Source organism: Ahniella affigens, from assembly GCF_003015185.1.
GTDB lineage: Bacteria > Pseudomonadota > Gammaproteobacteria > Xanthomonadales > Ahniellaceae > Ahniella > Ahniella affigens.
The window spans coordinates 3,945,534-3,962,444 of sequence record NZ_CP027860.1; the positions used below are offsets into that span (position 1 = coordinate 3,945,534).

General features: G+C 61.1%; 11 protein-coding genes. 5 read left to right on the forward strand and 6 right to left on the reverse strand.

Annotation, left to right across the window (positions count from 1 at the left end; translation table 11 throughout):
• Window positions 1-215: 215 nt before the first annotated feature.
• Entirely contained in the window at window positions 216-1,271 is a 1,056-nt protein-coding gene (locus tag C7S18_RS15165) for a COX15/CtaA family protein (protein ID WP_106892362.1), read from the forward strand.
• Between the two features lie 20 nt (window positions 1,272-1,291).
• Here C7S18_RS15165 and C7S18_RS15170 read toward each other — a convergent pair whose 3' ends face one another.
• A complete protein-coding gene (locus tag C7S18_RS15170) occupies window positions 1,292-2,575 on the reverse strand; it encodes an ABC transporter ATP-binding protein (RefSeq protein ID WP_146151939.1) in 1,284 nt (427 codons plus the stop codon).
• A gap of 162 nt (window positions 2,576-2,737) precedes the next feature.
• Here C7S18_RS15170 and C7S18_RS15175 point away from each other — a divergent pair, with 162 nt between their 5' ends.
• Window positions 2,738-4,471, forward strand: a complete 1,734-nt coding sequence (locus C7S18_RS15175) for a peptide MFS transporter (RefSeq protein ID WP_106892364.1) — start codon at window positions 2,738-2,740, stop codon at window positions 4,469-4,471.
• A gap of 277 nt (window positions 4,472-4,748) precedes the next feature.
• Here C7S18_RS15175 and C7S18_RS15180 read toward each other — a convergent pair whose 3' ends face one another.
• The 3 genes from C7S18_RS15180 to C7S18_RS15190 all read right to left on the reverse strand — a co-directional run bounded on the left by C7S18_RS15180 (window position 4,749) and on the right by C7S18_RS15190 (window position 9,537).
• Window positions 4,749-5,879, reverse strand: a complete 1,131-nt coding sequence (locus C7S18_RS15180) for a hypothetical protein (RefSeq protein ID WP_146151940.1) — start codon at window positions 5,877-5,879, stop codon at window positions 4,749-4,751.
• Between the two features lie 279 nt (window positions 5,880-6,158).
• Window positions 6,159-8,342, reverse strand: coding sequence for a sulfatase-like hydrolase/transferase (locus C7S18_RS15185; protein WP_106892366.1), 2,184 nt, complete (start codon window positions 8,340-8,342; stop codon window positions 6,159-6,161).
• Window positions 8,343-8,448: 106 nt separating this feature from the next.
• Entirely contained in the window at window positions 8,449-9,537 is a 1,089-nt protein-coding gene (locus C7S18_RS15190; RefSeq protein ID WP_106892367.1) for a sulfotransferase, read from the reverse strand.
• Window positions 9,538-9,608: 71 nt separating this feature from the next.
• Between C7S18_RS15190 and C7S18_RS15195 the strand changes: the two genes are divergently transcribed.
• From C7S18_RS15195 to C7S18_RS15205, 3 genes are read left to right on the forward strand one after another with little or no spacing between them, the layout of a single operon-like run.
• Entirely contained in the window at window positions 9,609-9,839 is a 231-nt protein-coding gene (locus C7S18_RS15195; protein WP_106892368.1) for a hypothetical protein, read from the forward strand.
• Window positions 9,836-11,749 carry an alkaline phosphatase family protein gene (locus C7S18_RS15200; RefSeq protein WP_106892369.1) on the forward strand — a complete coding sequence of 638 codons (1,914 nt, stop codon included), beginning with the start codon at window positions 9,836-9,838 and terminating at the stop codon, window positions 11,747-11,749. Before C7S18_RS15195 ends, C7S18_RS15200 begins: the two co-directional genes overlap by 4 nt.
• Window positions 11,746-12,501: a hypothetical protein gene (locus C7S18_RS15205; protein WP_106892370.1), complete on the forward strand. Its 756-nt coding sequence runs from the start codon at window positions 11,746-11,748 to the stop codon at window positions 12,499-12,501. The genes C7S18_RS15200 and C7S18_RS15205 overlap by 4 nt, the downstream gene beginning before the upstream one ends.
• A gap of 112 nt (window positions 12,502-12,613) precedes the next feature.
• On the opposite strand, the gene hydA is transcribed toward C7S18_RS15205, so the two are convergent.
• Together hydA and C7S18_RS15215 are read right to left on the reverse strand one after the other, a co-directional pair.
• Window positions 12,614-14,023 (reverse strand): dihydropyrimidinase, encoded by a 1,410-nt coding sequence (hydA, locus tag C7S18_RS15210; protein ID WP_106892371.1) that lies wholly within the window; start codon window positions 14,021-14,023, stop codon window positions 12,614-12,616.
• Between the two features lie 104 nt (window positions 14,024-14,127).
• Window positions 14,128-16,911, reverse strand: coding sequence for a serine/threonine-protein kinase (locus C7S18_RS15215; RefSeq protein ID WP_106892372.1), 2,784 nt, complete (start codon window positions 16,909-16,911; stop codon window positions 14,128-14,130).

Consider the following 16,911-nt stretch of genomic DNA (forward strand, 5'->3'; position numbering starts at 1 on the left):
ACCAAGCCACTCATCGGACTTACGGACTGGCCCTCACGAGTTGATTGAGCCAACCAATTGACCATCAAATCAGCGACTTGCGTGCGAGCGCGAGCACGTCGACCCACATGCCAGGCAATCGACGCATGGATCGGAACCAGGCCAGGCGACTGCCGACATGACAGCTCTGCATTTTCTCGTCATGCTGTTCACTTCCCTTGTTGCATCGTTTCCCCATGGCTGCTACCGAACACTCCAACCCACCTTCCACCTTGCCGGATCAGCACACTCGGGCGATTGGCCGCTGGCTACTGTTTTGTTGTGGGGTGCTCTTGGCCCTGGTGATGGTCGGTGGTGCGACACGCCTGACCGAGTCCGGGCTGTCGATCGTCGAATGGAAGCCCGTCACCGGAGTGCTGCCGCCGATGTCGGAATCGGCCTGGCAGGCAGAACTGCAGCGCTACCGCGCCAGCCCGCAGTATCAGAAAGTCAATCGCGGCATGAGCGTCGACGAGTTCAAAACCATCTTCTGGTACGAGTACGTGCATCGACTATTGGCGCGACTTCTGGGGCTCTGCTTCGCGTTGCCGTTTTTCTGGTTCTTGCTGCGGGGGCGCATCCCGAGGCCGCTGCGCTGGCCGTTGGTCGGCGTGCTGCTCCTGGGCGCCGCGCAGGGCTACATGGGCTGGTACATGGTCAAGAGTGGGCTTGTCGACATACCGCGGGTCAGCCATTACCGGTTGACCGCACATTTGAGTCTGGCGTTGGCAATCTATGCGTCCATGTTCTGGATCGGGGTGAACGCGTTGTGGCCGCGCGCTGCGGGCGCCGCGCGAACCTCACGCCTGACGTGGCTGGCGTCCGGCCTTCTGGTCTTGACGATCCTATTTGGCGCCCTGGTCGCTGGGCTGCGCGCAGGTTTGGTCTACAACACCTTCCCACTGATGGGCGGTCAATTCGTGCCACCGAACGCGCTGTTGTTTGAGCCTTGGTGGCTGAATTTCCTGGAGAACCTCGGCACCGTGCAGTTTACGCACCGGTGGCTGGCGATCAGCACATTGGCGGTAATCGGTATGGTGTTTTGGCGCGCCCGTGCCCGGGCGACCGGGCCAGGTCAGTCGCTGGCCCTGAAACTGCTGCTGGCGATGGTGCTCTTGCAGGTCACACTCGGCATCTCGACGCTGTTGCTGCACGTGCCCGTTTGGCTGGGCACGTTGCATCAAGGCGGCGCGGTGCTGGTGCTAAGCGCACTGCTCTGGTTTGGCAGTCGCGGTTTGTCGACAAAACCCTGATCCACGTCGGCGCTTTGTCGCTACTCACGCCAGAACTCGATCCGGTGCCATGTTTCGGCCTCGGGTTGGTCTGGATCCACAGGTAGGCGCCGCAGCATCAGCTCGTGTTGACCGACTGACAGATTGCGCACATCGATGAACGCGATGGCGCCACGTTGCTGGCTGTCTGGGTCGGTCGCGGCAATCAGGGTCACTGGCTGCGGCGCGCCATCAAGCCTTGGTTCCAGCATGCGCGCCAAGCAGCTCAGCCCCTCACCTTGGTTCCGCGCCGTTTCAGTCATCGCCTCAGGGCAGTGCGCCTGCATTGCGGCATTGAGGTTTCTTGGCCGATAGGGCACGAACAGTCGCAAGGTCTTGCCGCTCACCAAAGGTGACGGGATGAACGGCGATACGACCACGCCATCCTGGTTGCGTCGATCAGCGTAGTGACCGTCAAACAGCAGATGATCCGCATAGGCCGTGCGCTTTGGCAGACCATCGAAGGCGCCATTGTCGAAGACCGATGCACGCATGACGATGCCCGTCGCGACGATCATCATCACCACTGCGATCAACAGCGAGATGCCAGCCATCGCCCACCGCGTCGGCATGTGCGACACCGCAATGGCCAACAAAGGATTCTGATTCCGACCAAGGCCAATCCGTTGATAAAGGCCAAGCACGTATCGAATCACGGTACCGATTGCTGTCCCCTGGATCCGCTTGCCGATCGTGGCATCGAGCCAGGTTGCCAGAATCAAGGGTACGCCGATACCGGCCAGCGTCCACCAGTAAACCGTAGCGATCAGGTCCATCGGCCAATCCTGATGCTGCGCCACCAAGAGCAGCACGGCCAGGAAACCGACGATCACTGCGGGGCCAACCATCATCAGCGCCACGGCGAAGCCCACTCCAAATACCCAGGTCGCCCGGTTGTCGGCACGCTCGATCAGATCCGGAATCGGCACGGCGTGCTTCTCGCCAATTTCAGTACCAATCGGCGCACGCAGCCGGAACTGGTCCCAACGGATGCCATCGGGATACACCGAATTCAGCCCAACCAGCGCGACCCAGTAGCCGCGCATCAGGAGATGGAGCACAAACGTCGCCGCCAGGACCAATACCGAAAATTGCACATACAGAAACAACGTCACGAGCGCCTGCTGCACTGCCATCTCGTTCTGTGAAATCGCCCAGATGCTCCATCCTTCGACCGTCCCAGTCAGTTGCAGCAAGCCAAAAACCGTGGCACCGGAGATCAGCAGCTCCATGTCCCAGGTCGGCGTGGTGCGTTTTGGCAATTCGTGTTCGGGGGTATCTGACATCGTTCGCATTCCGGTAAACACCCGGATTGAGACCGAATCCAGCAACGGATGCAAGGTGTTCCGGCAAATCAAGCGAGTTGACAGCATGGGTCAGCTGCGGCGAGCCGATGCCGTTAGCCCGCGCATGCTGGCTATACTCCCGGCACTTTGTCCGGAGCTGCCATGAGCCAAGCCACCACTGCCAATGAACTACTCGGCCACCCGAAAGGCCTGTACGTCTGCTTTCTGACCGAAATGTGGGAGCGCTTCGCGTTCTATGGCATGAAGGCTTTGCTGCTTTTGTACCTAACCAAGTACCACCTGTTTCCGGACGCCGACGGCTATGTGCTCCTCGGCACTTATGCTGGCCTCGCCTACGCGCTGCCTTTGATTGGCGGCATGCTGGCCGACCGCTATCTCGGCATGCGCAAGGCCGTGGTCTTCGGCGGCCTCTTGTTGGTGCTCGGACAACTGGGCATGGCTTATACCGGCCATGCGGCATCGGGCTCAGTCGACAACGCCACGCGCGACAATACTGCGGTGCAGGTGATGTATCTCGCACTGGCGCTGATCGCCGTGGGGGTCGGGTTTTTGAAGCCGAATATTTCGACGATCGTGGGTCGGCTCTACAGTGAAAATGATCCGCGCCGGGACGCGGGCTTCACGATCTTCTATATGGGGATCAATGTCGGCGCCATGCTGTCGTCGATCATCTGCGGCTTCATTGGCGAGAAGTATGGCTGGAGCTGGGGCTTTGGCATCGCCGGCGTGTTGATGCTGTTCGGCTTAGCCCAGTTCTTGCTCGGACAAAACCACTTGCACGGGCATGCCGAGCCGCCTGATACCGAGAAGCTGCGGGCACGCCGCTTCGGACCGCTGTCTACCGAATGGATGATCTACCTGAGCGCGCTCGTGGCGGTGGTGGTGTTGCAGCAGGTGCTGCAGATCAAGCTGAGTTTTGCCTTCCTGACGGCGCTGGCGGGCGGTCACGAGGTAACGCTGACTGAAGTGGTGGCGACGGCCATGGGCCTTGGCCTGCTCGTATGGTTTGTCTGGTTTGTCAGCAAGATCACGCCGGCTGAGCGCGGTCGCATGATTGTCCTGATGGTGCTGATCGTCATCAGCGCCGTGTTCTGGGCGCTCTATGAGCAGACGTACGGCTCCTGGGTGGCCTTTACCGACCGCACCATGAATCCGGACTTGTTCCCGCAGTTTGTCCGACGTGATGGCAGTACCACCATGCCCTGGTCAACGATGTCGCTGGTCTTGATTCCGGGCGGCGTGCTGCTGGCCATGCGCATCCAAGGGACCGCCCAGAAGTTGCTGCTCGGTCTGACCCTGGCCGGATCATTGTTGTTCCTGCTCCACGACATTCTGATCGTGCCGCAGAACGCGGGCTCGCTGACGTTCCTCGGCGCACTGTTCGTTGTGCTGCTGACACCGCTGTTCGCCTGGCTCTGGCCCGTACTCGACCGACTGAAACTGAATCCCAGCGCATCCGCCAAGTTTGGCTGGGGCCTGATCTTCGCCGGGTTGTCATTCGGCGTCCTGGTACTCGCTGCGCGGAGCGTCGGTGCTGACGGCCTCGTGTCGGTATGGTGGCTGGTACTCGCCTATCTGGTTCTCGAAATCGGCGAAATGGCGCTGTCGCCAGTTGGTTTGTCGGCGGTGACCACGCTGTCGGTTCCGCGCGTGGTGGGGCTCATGATGGGCGCTTGGTTCCTGGCTTCGGCATTCGGCGAAATGCTGGCCGGCCGCCTCGGGACACTCGCTGCCATGGACCCGACAACCGAGCGCAGTCAGGCGCTGTTGACGTTTGGCAATTCGTTCCTGGTGCTGATGTTCGTGGGGCTCGCGTCGGGTGTCCTGATGCTGCTGCTGACGCCCATGATGAAGCGGCTCACGCAAAGCTCGTAATCCAAGGGACGTCGTCGCGAGTCGATAGCTTGGGTTTCAGGCGAAGTCAGAACCGCCTGCATTGGCCGGGGCCAGACGGCCCCGATCACGTGGTCAGCCACCCGTCCCGGGTGCCGTAGCCGTTCGCGCGTCGATGCCCTGGCATACGGAGCCTTGCCAGCACTGCAGACCCATCGCGAGCACGGACCACGGCTCAGTCCTTACCCCAGAAACAAGTAGGCGCAAGGGCCTGATCGGCTCCTTGCGCCCGCTGGCACAACAAATGTTCGTGGCTAGCTCAGAGCGAGTTGCGACGTAGCGCGACGAAGCCCAATGCCAAGAGCATGCCCATGACGGCAAGCAACACACGTCGATCCATCATCGGCACGTCCCGGTTGACCGGTCCGGCCGCTGCCGCGTAATTGACCACTTGCGCGAGTTCAGCTGGCGACATGCAGCTCGCAGCATTCCCAGACAAGGCCACCAATTGCGCCGCCTTGGCGGCGGCATCGGCGCGGCTTGGCTGGCCGCTGGAGAAGGTCACGACGTTGACGGTCTGGCCCGACTGGATGTTCAGCACATAGTGCCAAAACGGCCGATCGTCGCCGTTCGTAAAACTGATCCCGCCCGCACTTACCGCCGCGCCTGGCCCGCCAAACACATGGGCCAAACGAGGATCCGATGTGCTGACGCCACTGTAGTTTTGGAACGTGGTCACCCACTGATCCGCATCAGTAACCACCGCGTCGCCGGAACTCGTCCGATCAATCAGCGTATTGGCGTCCGAACCCAGATCATTCGCCGTGATCAGGTTGATGGTTGCGGCGCTCGCGCTGGTGTTGGTGATCAAGGTCTGCCACCGAATGAACTCGTCATTGAGCGGCACGAACACCTTACGCGACACGACAATATTCGGATAGACCGATTGGCTCGGGAACAAGATCTGCCGATTGCTGCACGAGGCATCCAAAGTGGGCGGACCATTGTTGAAATACGCTTCATAGTTGAAGCCATTGATCGATTTGCCGCCGAGGCCGGCGTCGCAGGGCCCGGTGCCGCCATTGTTCGACAGGCAGATACCGGAATAACCGTCATAAGCGTCTTCGAGCGTGGCCTGCTCGGTCCCGCCGTTCATGGTGGTCGCCGTGACGGCCGCCGTGTAGCTCGCTTCGCCAACGGCACCCGAATCGGACGACGTCGCGATCGATGAGCCAGCATCGGACAACACCTGATAGTCGAGGCCACTGTCGTCAATCAGTGACAACGCCGGAAAGCCACGGGTCACGCCGTTCAGCTGTTTCCCTGTCGTCTGGCTCTTCTTGTCACCCAACTGCAAGTGCCCGCGGTCTTTCTCCAGGGACGTCACATCCGCCCAGACGCCCGAGCTGAGCACCAACGCACCCAACATACAGCTCAACTGCAACCTCATGGTCATCTCCCAATTTACCAATCTTGAAGTGTGCCGACAGTGTGTGACACCCGCAAGCAATTCACGCCAAATTTGTGCAACGTCAACGTAGCAAGCAGCATGCAACGGAACGGTGTGTTGGAATTGTCCCGGCGGGACATTATTGATCAATCCCGTTGCACCGGCATTTGATCCGGGCACACGATTCGAGCCCAGGCACAGGCCGCAACGCCGGCCGGCGTGTTGCGTGACGCCAGCAGCATGCAGTTCAAACGAAACCACATTGGCTGCTGCGCCGAATCAATCCTGATGCATGGGCGCCGCGTGTTGGGCCGGTGCCCGCGCGCGCGCATCGCGTTGCATACGTTGCCGCAGTTCTGGCGCATCCAGGACAGCCTGCCAATCGGAGTCGGTACCGATGAGCTGCGCCACCGCGGGCTCAAGTTTCAGCGCCGCATCCAATGACGGCAACGCCGCCTGCAACCCGCTGGTCTGTAACACGAGACAGGCGCGGTTGTAATGCCCCACGTACGCGTCGGGACGCAGACGTATAGCCTTGTCCAGATAAGACAACGCAAGTTCGGGCTGAGCGGCGCGGCGAGCGCTGGCTCCCGCTTGCAGCAGCGTCCGGAAATCGTCCGGCCGACCCCGCAAGCTCTGCTGGTACGACTGGAGTGCGGCTTCAAACTGGCCGTTTTCAAAGTAACGGTCAGCGAGCAAGCGATAGACACCCGGAAAATCCGGATCGATTTCCAACGCTTGGGTGATATAGGTCTCGGCTTCCAGGTCATTGCCTTCGATCATGCTGATCAGCGCCAGGCCACTCAGCGCCTCGACGAAGGTCGGCGCGATCTTCAAGGCCGACTGAAAGTAATTCGATGCCTGCGCCATGTTGCCTTGTCGCAGCTCCAGATTAGCTAGCGCGCCGAGAACCCGGAATTCCTGGGGGTTGTCGGCAATCAGGGTCAAATACTCGTGGCGGGCGGCGTCGACTTTGCCTTGCCGCAGCAGCGCAAACGCCAAAATGCCGCGGGCCGTGGCATGCCCGGGCACTTCCGCAAGGATCTGGCGAACGAGCCCCTCGGCCTCGGGCCATTGACCCTTCTGACCAGCTTTGCGGGCCGCATCGAGCTGGTTGTAAATGACAATACCGTCCTTCGGATCCATGCCCGCAACAGCCTGCCGCTCGGCCGAACTCTGCAGATAGCCGAGCGATTGCAGCATTTCGACCGATTCCTGGCTGAGCGGATTCGCCCCGGCTTCATGGGCATGCCGTTTGGCGTCGGCGAACACGTCTCTAAGCGCAAGCTCCAGGTTGTTTGCGATCAACGCGTTGCTCGGAACGCCGAATACATTGCTTCGTTCATCCGGATCAATCTGCAGGTTATAGAGCTCAGGACGTGGCGCCTCAATATACGTAAAGTGGTCTTGGCGTATCGCATGCAACGGCGCCATGCCAAAACCAACCTCCGACAACAGTGACTCGGAGTACAACGGCCGATCGGCGTCGCCCGTAGCCGGAATGGCGCGCAGGTCGCGCCCGGGCAAATCACGCGCTGGCAACCCCAGCGTGGCGAGGATGGTCGGCAGAATGTCGATGTGGTGCACAGGCGTGCTGACGCGTCTGGATGCTGGAAACCGCGACGGCAAGCGAACAATCAGCGGCACATGCGTGGTGGCGCGATACACGAATACGGCATGTGTCTTCTCGCCATGCTCGCCAAGACTTTCGCCATGATCAGCGGTGACGATGATCAGCGTGTTATCGAGCACACCGGCATTGCCAAGCGCATCAATCAGGCGCCCGAGATGCTGGTCGGCGAACGTGATCTCGGCGTCATACGGGGTGGCCGCAATGTCTGCGATACCGCCCGGCGCCAAATGCGGCTCGTGTGGATCGAACAAGTGCACCCAAGTAAAGAACGGCTTTCGCGTTGCCGGGTCGGACTGCTTCCAGCCATCGAACCAAGCCAGCGCCCGATCAATGGTTTCCGGCGCTTGCCGCTCGCGGATCATGAACAGATTCGGGTCTTCTTCCGACCACAGGGCATCATCGTAAAGCTGAAACCCTTGCTGAATGTTGTAACGCTTGGCCAAGACCACGGCAGACACGAAGGCTTGAGTCTGATAACCCGCTTCGGCAAGGAGCTCGGCAGCCATATCCACGCTGTCCGGCACGGCATACGCGCCATTGTCGCGGACGCCATGACTTGGCGGTAGCAACCCGGACAGGATGGTGGTGTGCGACGGCAACGTGATCGGCGCAGACGACAGCGCCTCCTCAAACAGTGTGCCTTGCTTGGCCAGCGCGTCCAATGTCGGGGTCTTCGCCAAGGGGTATCCATAAGCGCCAACGTGGTCAGCGCGCAGGGTGTCAATACTGACCAACAGTACATTCGGTCGTGGCTGGGCTTGGGGCAGAAGGTTGAGACCCACCGCCAAGGCAATCAAGGCGATCAGGGCAATCCAGACGATACGAGGCATGACAATCGGGAGCGCGAGGCAAGATGCACAGTAAACCAGAGATCAGCGCCCAACGACACCGGCGAATGAGCGCTTCCTCCGACAATCGGGTGACCACTGATACGGTTCAGATCGCCACGTTGCAGCAGTCTGAAAACAGCGAATCCGCCTCGTCGACCAAGGCTTGGTGCGCCGGCGCAAACATGTTCGCCGGAGCTTGCCGTTCCGAACCCGAAAATGCGGCGGCAGCCGCAACCATCGCCTGATCCAACGCGCTCCCAGGCGTTAAAGACAAGAACGCGGCGATCCGCGCAAAGCCTGCTTGCGGCGCTGCGGCCATCGCCTCATAGGGCACGAACTCGATTTGTTTGTTCAATGCCGACGTGGTCTTAAGCGTGAGCACATGCCGATAGACCAGCAACCACTGCTGCAGCCAGTAATGGGAATCGGCACGCGCGGGCGCGATCAGTGCGTGCCCTGCCCTGGCCCGCAGCGCCCGCTTCGCCGGCCCGAATTCGTGGTGCCCACGAGCAGCGATTTGTTGCAGCGTCGCGGAGGGCGCGGATTGGTACAGATCGTCCTGGCGCATCAGTGACGCGACATGGGCCAGCGGTGACCTGATTGGGACGAGGAATCGGGCGTCAGGAAACAATTTTGCAAGGTAACCAATGCGGAGACTGTTGTAGTTGCCCTTCGACAGGTAACGCGTTGCACCACGCGCCAGCAGCAATTTGGCCATGTGGTCACGAAAACAGACTTCGAACCCAGGATTCGAGCAGTTTGCGTCAAGCACGTCCGTGGCACGTCCGGACGCGGGAAAGAAGTGTTCCCAGAGCGGCTCCTCAAATGCCTCCGGGCTCTCGCGCGTGACCAGAATCCGGTCCCGATGGGCCCGCTCGACCGGTATTGCGTTGGATTTCGGTAAGCGGTCCAACAGGCGACCCCACCAATAGGGCGTCCACAGCATTGGAAAATCGGCATAGCGATGACTGGCAAAACCCGGCAAACGAGCTAGTTGTTCCAACAAAATCGTTGAGCCACTGCGCGCCAGACCACCAATGAACACGGGCGCCTTGACTGCCGGCAACGACTCACTGGCGGCGATGGCGCGCGTTTCAAGGCCTGCTAACCACGGCCCTAAGTCTGGCCAAGTGCGCATCCAAAAGGCCCCGAAGCGATCCGGCCAGGGCACGCGCCACGGGTCAATTGCTGCCATCAGTTCCCCGCCAGCAGATGCCCGCAGCTATACTTGCCAATCGTCTATTCATATCACTTGAGTTGAGGCCAATGATGAAGCGCTGGCTGCTGCTGGTTCTGCTGCTGATTGTTGCAATGAGCGCGAAAGCCTACAACGGGCCTGGTTCCGGCGTCAGCTTCATTGCGGCGCTGTGGTCGTTGGTCATTGGTTTCTTCGTGGTCTTGTCAGCCATTTTGCTTTGGCCGATTCGGGTCATGCTGAAGCGCCGCAAGGCCAAGCAGCAGGCGGCAGACAACAAGATCGAGAGCAAGCCGGAATGAAACGTCTTGGCCGCCCGGCTCTGGGTGCGCTGGTCGTACTTGCTGTGCTCTGCTGGTGGTTCTGGCCGGCATCCGATGCCGCCCCAGGACCACGCGGCAGCGGTCACCGGGTCATTGTGCTCGGTTTCGATGGCATGGACCCAACCTTGCTTCGCGCCGGGATCGACGCCGGCAACCTGCCGAATTTCGCCGCGCTCGCGACCGACGGCAGCTTTCAGCCACTCGGCACCACGGATCCACCGCAGTCACCCGTCGCCTGGTCCAGCTTCGCCACCGGTCTCAATCCGGGCGAGCACGGCATCTTCGATTTTCTGCACCGAGATCCGAGTCGGTATGGCATTGAGTTTTCGATTGCGGAGCAGCTGCCGCCGGAAACACTCGACCTCCTGGGCATGAAGGTGCCGATCGCGGATGGCTTGCTGGTCAATCGTCGCCAGGGCGAGCCGTTCTGGAATCGCGCCGAAGCGGAAGGCCTGCGGAGTTCGGTGTATCGCGTGCCGGTGACCTACCCGGTCGATTCGATCACGCACATGATCGCCGGCATGGGCGTGCCCGATCTACTCGGCACCCAGGGCACCTACACGCTGATTGCGAATCATCGCGTCGAGGCGGCGGAATCAGGCGGCCGTGTGCTGATGGTCAAGAGCAATGCCGATGGCAGCATCGAGACGCCACTTGAGGGACCCGAGAATCCAGCGGGTGGCGGACCCATGTCAGTGCCGTTGCGCATCACGCAGCATGGCGATGGCGTCAGCCTGAAGATTGATTCGCAAGAGCTCACGCTGCAGCCCGGGCAATGGTCCGATTGGCTGCCGATCGATTTTCGGTTTCTGGCCTTGGGTAGTGTCCGCGGCATGGTGCGCGCGCAGTTGCAATCGGGCTATCCGCGCGTGCGGTTGTACCTGACGCCGATCCAGGTTGATCCCATGAAGCCCGCGCTGCCGATCAGCGCGCCACCGCACGATGCCGAACGCCTGGCCCAAGTGATTGGCCGCTTCCACACGCTCGGTATGCCCGAAGAAACCTGGTCGATGAACCAGAACCATCTGGACGAAGCGGCTTGGCTCGACAGCGTTAAAACGACGCTCGCTGAAGGCGAGGCGATGTTGAAGCAAGCATTGATCAAGAACGACAGCGACCTGATCATCAAGACATTCGTGCAGCCCGACCGGGTCAGCCACATGTTCTGGCGGGCGATCGACACTGAGCATCCGCTGCATGCCGAATCGAGCGAGCTGGCGCGCGGGGCGATCGACTGGATCTATCAGGAATCCGACCGAATCATTGGCGAGACTCGGGCAGCCATGCAGCCCGGCGACCGCCTGATTGTGCTCAGCGATCATGGCTTCACGCACTATCGGCGTTCGGCCCACGTCAATCGCTGGTTGCTGGAGCACGGCTACTTGGCACTGAAGCCGGGCAAGACCGAATCCGCGCCACTGTTCGCTGACATTGACTGGACGAAGACACGCGCCTACGCGATGGGCTTGAATGGCATCTATTTGAACCAAGTGGGTCGTGAAGCTCAAGGCATTGTGACGGCAGACCAACGCGACGCGCTGATCGCCGAGTTGGGTGCCGCGCTGCCCACTTGGCGCGACGCCAAGAACGACCAACCCATTGTCCTGCATGCACATGCCGGCAGCGCGACCTATCACGGCGCCCACCTGGACGATGCGCCCGATGTGGTCGTGGGATTCAATGTTGGCTATCGCGCCTCCTGGCAGACCACGCTCGGTGCCGTGCCGCCCGTCTTGGTCGAAGACAATCTGCAGAAATGGAGTGGCGATCATTGCGTGGCGCCGGAACTGGTTCCCGGGATCCTGCTGACGTCGTTCCCTTTAGCCACGCCGCCGTCGGACATCGCCGGGGTCGGCGCACTGATCATGGCTGAGGCGAAGGCGCAATGAGTCTTGGCCTCCTGGATCTGGCAAACCCCGTGCTGTCGCGCCTGGATGCGCTGCTGGCCGTCGCGCTGCCAGCCATTCCGCGCATCGTGCTGATTTCGGCGTTGCTCACCTACGTAGGCATGTGGCTGTACCGGCGCTTCTCCGCACAAAAGCGCTTGCGTGCGCTGAAGCGGCTCAGTAAGCGCGCCGACAAAGGATTGCACGACCCGGATATCGAATTCGACGAACTGCTGAAACGCGCGAAACGCAGTATTCGCCTGCAATTGACGATCGTCGGCAACATCTTTCTGCCGTCGTTGCTCGGCATGCTGCCGTTGCTGTTTGCGCTCAGTGATCTATCGCAACGCTACAGTTTCGCCGCTCCGGTATCCGGACAAGCGATCAGTTGGTGCGTACAACCAGAAGCGCAGGCAGCCACCGTGTCAGTGAATGGCTCGGCACTGACGACTGCCTGTACCGATCGCCCTTGGCAACCAGCCCCCGAACTCGCGTGGCAGGGCACCAAGCTGACCCATGACCTGGACGCACTGAAGAGCAATATTCTGCATACGCGGCAGTGGTGGAATGTACTGCTCGCGAATCCAGCCGGCTATTTGCCCGATGCGGCAGGCGATCTGGAAATCACCGTGCAACTGCCCGAGCCGAACCTGCTCGGCTTCGGTCCTGGCTGGCTGAACCACTGGCTCTTTTGGTTCCTGGTGCCAAGCATTGTGCTCGGCTTCTACTGGCGCTGGCGCTGGAAGCTGGTCTGAAGCTAAGACGGGTCTGAATATGTCCATCCTGGACTTTCAGACCCGCATCGACTCTGAACTTGTTCAGAGTCTCCCCAGCCGAAGCGCCGGCTTCGCACCGGCAACGCCGCACTTACTGCCGCTTCTTCAACGCGTCAAAGTACGCCGCATGCGTCGGTCGAGACAGGTACTGACCGTGACCGCGCGTCGCCCGCAGATCGCCGCGTTCATAGGCCAGCAAGCCGCGCGTGAATGTGTGCGTGACCACGCCCTGCACGGTGCGGCCCTCAAAGACATTGAAGTCGACGTTCTGGTGATGCGTCTTGACTGAAATCGTCCTGGAGCCAGCCGGATCCCAGAGCACCAGATCGGCATCGGCCCCCACGCGCAGCGAGCCCTTCTTGGGATACAGGTTGAAGATTTGTGCGGCGTTCGCGCTAGTCACGCGCACAAACTCATTCGGCGTCAGCCGACCGGAGTTGACGCCTTCGTGCCACAGAATACTCATGCGGTCTTCGATACCGCCACAGCCGTTCGGAATCTTCGTGAAATCGTCCTTGCCCGCGGCCTTTTGCGGGGCGCAGAAGCAGCAGTGGTCAGTCGCGGTCGTGTGCAAATGCCCGGCCTGCAGGCCTTCCCACAGCGCGCGCTGATGCTCTTTCGGCCGAAACGGCGGGCTCATGACATGGGCGGCGGCGCGCGTGAAATCCGGATCGCGATACACCGAGTCATCAATCACCAAGTGCCCGGCCAAAACCTCGCCGAACACACGCTGACCTTCATTGCGCGCCCGGGTAATGGCTTCCAACGCCTGCTTGGCCGAAACGTGCACGACGTAGATCGGCGCCCCGAGCACTTCGGCAATTCGAATCGCCCGATTCGCCGCCTCGCCTTCCACCGCTGGCGGACGGGACATCGGATGCCCTTCCGGCCCCGTGATGCCGCGCGCGACCAGTTGCTTCTGCAGGCGATACACGAGCTCGCCATTCTCGGCATGCACCGTCGGCAACGCGCCCAATTCCAAGCACCGCGTGAAGCTGTTCACCAGCACTTCGTCATCGCACATGATGGCGTTTTTGTACGCCATGAAGTGCTTGAAGCTGGACACGCCATGCTCGGTGGCGAGTTCGCCCATTTCACGATGGACCGCGTCGCTCCACCACGTGATCGCGACATGGAACGCGTAGTCGGCGGCGGCCTTTTCAGCCCAGCCGCGCCATTCCTTGAACGCTGCCATCAGTGATTGCTGCGGATTCGGAATGACGAAGTCGATGATGCTCGTCGTACCGCCCGCAAGACCTGCCGCGGTGCCCGAGTAAAAGTCATCCGACGCTACCGTGCCCATGAACGGCAGTTCCATATGCGTATGCGGATCAATGCCACCCGGCATGAGCAGGAGACCGCCGGCATCAACGATGCGAGCACCCGTCGGTGCTTCCAAATTCGGACCGGTGGCGGCGATCCGGCCATTCTCGATCAGCAGATCACCCCGGAGGCTGGCGTCGGCATCGACCAGTGTGGCGCCGCGAATCAATGTGGTCATAGGTCGTGCTCCTGATCAGGCAATGGCCCGATGCTAGCCCGGATATTTCGTCAGCTGCAAGGAACTTGCCCTAGGGTCGCGTCTGCCGAATACAGAAAAGGGGGCTATTGAAGCGGCTTGGCTTCGAGCCTGGCCAGATGCTCACGCACTCCTTTCCGAATCGGCGGCAACCCCGTCCAGATGGCATCGAAGTGCCGTTCCGCCTCAGCATAGTACGCTCGCGCCGCATCCAAGTCGCCATTGCCTTCGGCGAGACTTGCACGGACTGCCGCCAGTCGCGCTTGCTCAAGATCATTGCCGTCACGCATCAGCGCGTCGTTGGCTGCGATCAGCATCATCGCTTCAGCCGCATCGCCACGGGCGGCCAGCAGATTCAGACGCGCCGCGATGAGTCGTCGCTGCCCACGCGGCCCCAATTGCTCGATTGTCGGCGCCAGTAACGCCAAATTCGCCGCGGCAATCGACCACTGCCCTGCCTGAATCTCGGCCTCCACCCGATTCATTCGGACGACGGCACAAGGTGGGCTGATCTCGGGCGCTGCACAAATCAAGCCGATGGCCGTATCGAATTTGCCCAGTGCCGCCTCGGCTTGAGAAAGCTCGCGCAGCACCGTGCCATAGAGATTGAAAACAGCGGCCAGATTCGCGGGTGCCAACGTATTCTGATGTTGCTCCAAGCGCTTGAGCGCCTGTTCTGCCTGCTCGAATTCGCCGAGCACCTCACTCGTCATGGCCAGTTCCCAGGTCAATGCCGAAGCCTGCTCGCTGTCTTCGCCGCGAAGCGCATCCGCGCGGGCTCTGGCGGCGACTAGCAATGGCAATGCCATTTTTGGCTGAGCCGTACTGCTCAGAGCTCCGGCGTATTGTTGCGTGGCATAGAGCCAAACGCCGGCACCGACGGTCGACTCATGCGTCTGCATCAGCTCATAGGCCTCCTTGGCTGCGACCAAAGCTGCCTCGGTTCGATCCATGCCGCGGAGCAATGCGCCCCGACTGCCGAGCGCCAGAATGAGCCCCGGAGCGTTGTCGGGACCAAGGCGTCGGTTCAACGCCACGACTTCCTGACTCAATGCATCGATGTCGTCGTATTCACCCCGAGCAAACAAATACGACACCCGAAACTGCAACGACTCCGCCAGCTCCTTGGTTGCGCCCGGACCGGCCGCACGGAATGCGGCAATCAGAGCGTCCAACTCGGCCAGCTGACTCCGATCCTGGTCCAACACCAACCGGTTGAATACCAGCCGCGCCCGCGCCGCTTGTGCCAGCCGCCATAGTGTCGGCTGGTCTGCCGCCGCACAGTGCCACCCTTGGCAGTTCAAGGCTTGATCAGCGGTCTGCAACACTTGCTGCAGCGCCGACTCAGCGGCCTCGCGCTGACCGAGAGAAACATGCGCCGATGCCAGTTGATACCAGAGCTCCGCTGCGAGTGCGGGTGCCAGATCCGGCGAATCGAGCAGCCGCTTGCGGACCTCTTGTAACAGGTCGGTTGCCTCGGTCCGACCGCCCTTCGCCGCGTAAGGATCTGCCCCAAGAAACACCTGCTTCAGGAGATCCAGGCTCAACGTTGTTTGCAGAGCGGCATCGCGGGCGCGCTCGGCCTCACGCCACGAATAGGCCAAACTGAGGAGCAGGCCAAGACTCAACACGCCCGCAAGCGACGCAGCGCGCCAGTGCCGCCGCAAAAACTTCTGACTGCGGTACCAAAGTGACGGCGGGCTGGCCTGCACCGGCTCGCCGCGGAGATAGCGCTGTAGATCATCAGCGAGCGCCGCCGCACTGTCGTAGCGCTGCGCCGGCTCTGTCGACAGCGCTTTCTGGACGATACGATTCAGATCGCCCTTGAGCATCCGCGTCAACGCGGGCAACGCCAGGCTTCGGCACTCGGCGATGTGTCGTGCCGCTGCTGGCTCCGATTCGGCGTGTCGCTGTAGTTGCCGCTCCAAACTGATTGGAAGCGCAACAGGCACGGAACCGTCAATCGGATCCCTAGGCGCATCGGGCCAGGACGGCCGACTGCCCGTCAGCAGCGCTGCCAAAACCAGACCCAGTTGATAGACATCAGTTTGCGTGGTGATCGCACCGCGAAGCAATTGTTCCGGCGCCGCGTACTCCGGCGTCATCATGGCCGACGTTGACCGCGCGCCTTCTTCGGCGTGCTGATCGATCAGCTTGGCAATACCGAAGTCGAGCAGTTTGACCTCGCCATCGGCACTGACCAGGATATTGCCCGGTTTCAGATCCCGATGGACGATCAAGTGCTGGTGCGCATGTTGGACAGCCGAACAAACTTGCGTGAACAACAAGATGCGCGCGGGCACCGTCAGCTTCTGCTGATCACAATACTCAAGCAGATGGCGGCCACCAACGAGTTCCATCGCAAACCAAGGCCGACCGTCGGGAGCCAGTCCCGCATCAAGCAGACTGGCAATATGCCGGTGATGGAGCCGCGCCAACACGTGTCGCTCGCGATGAAACCGCGCGAGAATTTCCTCGCTGTCCAAGCCGCGCTTGATCAGCTTGATCGCCAACTCGGGGCGCGGCAGGCCGTTCTCTGACGTCGCGCGATAGACCACGCCCATGCCGCCATGGCCCAGGCGCTCAACTAGTTGGTATCGACCGAGTTGCCGGCCGAGCCATGGGTCTTCCGCTGTGGATTGTCGAGTGCCGGCCTCTAATTGCTCGTCCAGCGCCATGAGCTGCTGGATCCGAACGCGGAGGGCGTGCTGTTCGGGACCAAGCGCATCCAGCCGCTGCAACCGCTGATCGGGGTCGAGATCGAGCAAGTCGTACACCCAGGCCAGCGCCTGCCGGTCCAGATCCGTATCGTGATCGGCAGCAGGCGCTTTCGGATCTTGGATAGTGGTTGTGGTGTGAGCCGTCGTCAC